This window comes from Streptomyces sp. MnatMP-M17 (genome assembly GCF_900091995.1).
Taxonomy (GTDB): Bacteria; Actinomycetota; Actinomycetes; order Streptomycetales; family Streptomycetaceae; genus Streptomyces.
Genome location: NZ_FMDK01000985.1, coordinates 1 through 4,273, shown reverse-complemented (window position 1 = coordinate 4,273; position 4,273 = coordinate 1). Strand labels below are relative to the sequence as shown.

Below are 4,273 nucleotides of genomic sequence, written 5' to 3'. Positions count from 1 at the left end.
GGGGAGTTATTCGGACCCCCGGCCCGCCGGTACGGCGGGCCCCACGACCAACACGGGCACGCCGGTCACTCCCAAGGTGACCGACGCCGCCAGGAACAGGCCCGTACCCACGAACGACTGGTGGTCCTCGCTGGCCTTCCAGCGGTACGGCGACAATCCGTACTCCACGCCGATGTACGGCCATCCGCTCACCTATCAGGCGACCGCGGGCGGTCTCCAGGTCGGCTATCCGACCGCTCCGACGGTCAGCGGCGACGGCCGTCAGTACGAGTACGCGCACAAGGCCGATCTCACGCTCGGACTGACCGGGCTCAACTCGCCCGACACCAAGGCCGACAGCTGGTCGGACTGGACGGTCACGCCGTACTGGTCGGACGGCGCCCGCACCCTGCGGACCACCATCGGCCACGGTCTGCCCTTCGTCTACGCCAAGGGCACCGGCGGCGACGCGCGCGTCACCACCGCCGCCGCGCCCCAGGTCTTCGCCGACCAGGGCAATGTCCTCGGCATCACCGTCGCGGGACACCACTACGCCCTGTTCGCGCCGACCGGCAGCGACTGGACCGTAGCGGGATCCACGCTCACGGCCGGGCTCGGCAGCCGTGACTACTTCTCCCTCGCGGTCCTGCCGTCCACGGACGCGCTGGCTGCCTACCGGAAGTACGCGTACAGCTTCGTCACCGGCTCGAAGGTGAGCTGGAGCGCCGACGGCGGCACGGTCAGGGCGACCTACAGCCTCACCACCGCGCCGCAGGAGGGCACCGAGACCGGTACGCTCCAGGCCCTCTACCGCCACCAGTGGCTCCACACGACCGACGCGCTCACGCCGTACACCTATGTCTCGTCACGCGGCACGATGAAGGTCCGCGAGGGCACCTCCTTCACCACCAGCCAGCAGTCGGCCGGAGTGCTGCCCGCGCTGCCGAGGTCCGGCGGTGTCGACCAGGCACGGCTCCGGGGCTATCTGAACGAGGTGGCGAACGCGGCCGATCCGTTCTCCGGCGCGGTCGACACCTACTGGACCGGCAAGGCGCTGGGCAAGCTCGCCCAACTGGTGCCCATGGCCGACCAGATCGGCGAGACCGCGACCCGCGACAAGCTGGTCGGACTGCTCAAGGGCCGGCTGGAGCAGTGGTTCACGGCGGGCGGCGCCAATGAGTTCTCTTACGACAGGAACTGGAAGACGCTGACCGGCTATCCCGCCTCCTACGGCAGTGACACGGAGCTCAACGACCACCACTTCCACTACAGTTACTACGTCTACGCGGCGGCGATCGTCGCCCAGTACGACCAGGCGTGGGCCGCCGACTCCGCCTGGGGCGGCATGGTGAAGACGCTCGTACGCGACGCGGCCAATCCCAGCCGTGACGACACCCAATTCCCTTTCCTGCGCGGCTTCGACATATACGCGGGACACAGCTGGGCCTCGGGACACCAGGGCTTCGCCGCGGGCAACAACCAGGAGTCGTCTTCGGAGTCAACCAACCTCAGTGCCGCACTGATCCTGTGGGGCTCCGCGACCGGTAACGCCCAACTGCGCGATCTGGGCAGCTACCTGCTGACCACCGAGTCCGAGGCGATCGGCCAGTACTGGTTCGACGCCGACCAGGAGGTCTTCCCGTCCTCCTTCGGGCATGACACGGTCGGTATGGTGTGGGGCAGCGGCGGCGCGTACTCCACCTGGTGGACCGCCAATCCGGAGGAGATCCACGGCATCAACGCCCTTCCGCTGACCGGTGGTTCGCTCCATCTCAGCCGTGAGAAGGACGCGATCAGGCGCAATCTCGCGGAGATGGTGCGGGAGAACGGCGGTCCGGCCGTCGAATGGCGGGACATTCTCTGGGAGTTCGAGGCCCTCGCCGATCCGGCGGCGGCCAAGGCCAAGTGGGACGCGGGCAACGCGGGCTACACACCCGAGGCGGGCGAGTCCAGGGCCCATACGTACCACTGGATCACCACACTGGACGCGCTGGGCGCTCCCGACGCGACGGTGACCGGCTCGGTCCCGACCTCTGCCGTCTTCACCAAGGGCGGAGTACGGACGTACGCGGCGCACAACTTCGAGCCGGTGGCGCGCACCGTCACCTTCTCGGACGGTAAGACGCTCACCGTACCGGCGCGCTCGACAGCGACCGGATAGCGGACCTCTCTCGACAGCGGGCCCCCTCTCTCGCGGCACGCGTACGACCCGCGAGACACGGCCGACCCGCGAGGCACGGCCCACGACGGACGGCGGGTCCCGGCTCAGGCCGAGGCCCGCCGTACCAGTGTGGTCGGAGTGATCACCGAAGCAGGCGCCGAGGCGCCCTCGCGGTCCCGGTCCAGACCGCGCAGCAGCAGCCGCGCCATCAGCCGGCCCTGTCCCTCTATGTCCTGCCGGACGGTGGTCAGCGGCGGATCGGTGGCCTCCGCGACCGAGTCCATGTCGTCGAAGCCGACCAGCGCCACATCGTCGGGCACCGCGCGGCCACGCTCCTTGAGCACCCGCAGCGCGCCCGAGCCCATCAGATCGTTGGCGGCGAACACCGCGTCCAGATCGGGGGAGCGCTCCAGCAGCTCCGCCATCGCGCGCGCTCCGCTCTCCGCCGTGAACGCGCCCTCGGCGATCAGCCCGGGATCCGCGTTCAGCAGCACATCGTGGTAGCCGTCCAGCCGGTCGGTGGCCGAGGTCTGGTCGCGCGGGCCCGCGATATGCGCGATGCGCCGCCGGCCGAGGTCCCGCAGGTACTGGACGGCCGCGCGGGCGCCGCCGCGGTTGTCGGCGTCCACATACGGCACGGCCTGACGGTCCTGGGCCGCCGTCCAGCTCGGCCGGCCTCCGTAGACCGTCGGCATCCCGGCCCGCCGGGTGATCTCGGGGATCGGATCGTCGGTGTGCAGCGAGAAGGCGAGCGCGCCATCGACATGGCCGCCCGCCAGATAGCGGGCGATCCGGTCGTAGTCGCCGGGACCTTCGAGCAGGAGCAGCACCAACTGGGTGTCGTGCGCGGTCAGTTCCTTGCTGATACCGCGGATCTGCTGGGAGAAGAACGGATCGGAGAAGATCCGGATCTCCGGCTCCGCGATGATCACGGCGACCGCGCCGGTGCGCCGGGTGACCAGGGTGCGGGCCGCGTGGTTCGGTACGTATCCCAGCTCGTCGACCGCCCGGCGCACCTTGTCGACCAGCGGCTGCCGGACTCCCGCACCGCCGTTGACGACCCGCGAGGCCGTGGCCCGGGAGACGCCGGCGCGCGCGGCGACAGCTTCCAGAGTGGGACGGAACCCAGGGGACGGCTCGGGCAAGGCGTGCGCTCCTCGTCGGGGACGGATATACGGCTGACGGTGCCGGTACGGGCGTACAGGACCTGATGGCTGCCGGTACGGCCCGGACAGGACCGATATGGCGGTGCCGTACGGCACCGCCGCATACGGGGGCGAGACGGGCTGCCGGACAGCTACAGCCTAACCGCTGTGGGCGCTTGGATTGAGAGCGCTTCCAAGGCGCCCCATCAGCGATGTCCTGGCAGACCTGTCCGCCCGGAGTCCATGCCCACGGTCCCTGGTGCCGTACGCCCGCCGAACGACTCCCGCGCGGCCGGCGCCCCGTACACGACATGTATACGGTCGGCATGCCCAGCCGCACCCATGTGCCTTCGGCCCGCCGACTGCCCTCTTTTGCACGGGAGTTCACCGGGGTACCTTCCGCCCCATGGAGATCCGTGCGCGGGGAGCCCGCTGGTCATACAGAACCTTGGTCGCGGCGGCCTCCGCCGCTCTCCTCGGGGTGCTGCTCACTCCGACAGGGGCACTGGGCGCACAGCCCGCCGCGGGGCCGGGCGAACCGAAGGTGAAGGAGAGCCGGCCCGTCTACTCGTACGACGACGCGATCCGGGAGTCCATCTGGGTGGACACCGGGATCGACGGTGACGAGGACGGCAGGAACGACCGCGTCGCCGTCGATGTCATCCGGCCGAGCGAGCCCGCCGAGCGGGGCCGCAAGGTTCCCGTGATCATGGACGCGAGCCCGTACTACTCCTGCTGCGGACGCGGCAACGAGAGCCAGCGGAAGACCTATGACGCGGATGGCAGACCGGTCGGCTTCCCGCTGTACTACGACAACTACTTCGTACCGCGCGGCTATGCCTTCGTCGCCGTCGATCTCACGGGCACCAGCCGCTCCGACGGCTGTGTCGATGTCGGCGGACGCTCCGACATCCAGTCGGCCAAGGCCGTGGTCGACTGGCTGAACGGCCGCGCCCGCGGCTACGGCAGCCGCACCGGCACCCAGCGC

At 70.0% G+C, this 4,273-nt stretch carries 2 protein-coding genes and 1 pseudogene; 2 read left to right on the top strand and 1 reads right to left on the bottom strand.

Features of this window, described 5'->3' with window-relative positions; all coding sequences use genetic code 11:
• Positions 1 to 2,134, top strand: a pseudogene (locus tag GA0115259_RS34700) (glycosyl hydrolase); the annotation flags it as partial.
• A gap of 110 nt (positions 2,135 to 2,244) precedes the next feature.
• Here the strand turns inward: GA0115259_RS34700 and GA0115259_RS34695 are convergent.
• Positions 2,245 to 3,285, bottom strand: a complete 1,041-nt coding sequence (locus tag GA0115259_RS34695) for a LacI family DNA-binding transcriptional regulator (RefSeq protein ID WP_093604266.1) — start codon at positions 3,283 to 3,285, stop codon at positions 2,245 to 2,247.
• A gap of 406 nt (positions 3,286 to 3,691) precedes the next feature.
• Here GA0115259_RS34695 and GA0115259_RS34690 point away from each other — a divergent pair.
• On the top strand, positions 3,692 to 4,273 hold a 582-nt coding region (locus tag GA0115259_RS34690; protein WP_272921256.1), incomplete at its 3' end, for a CocE/NonD family hydrolase.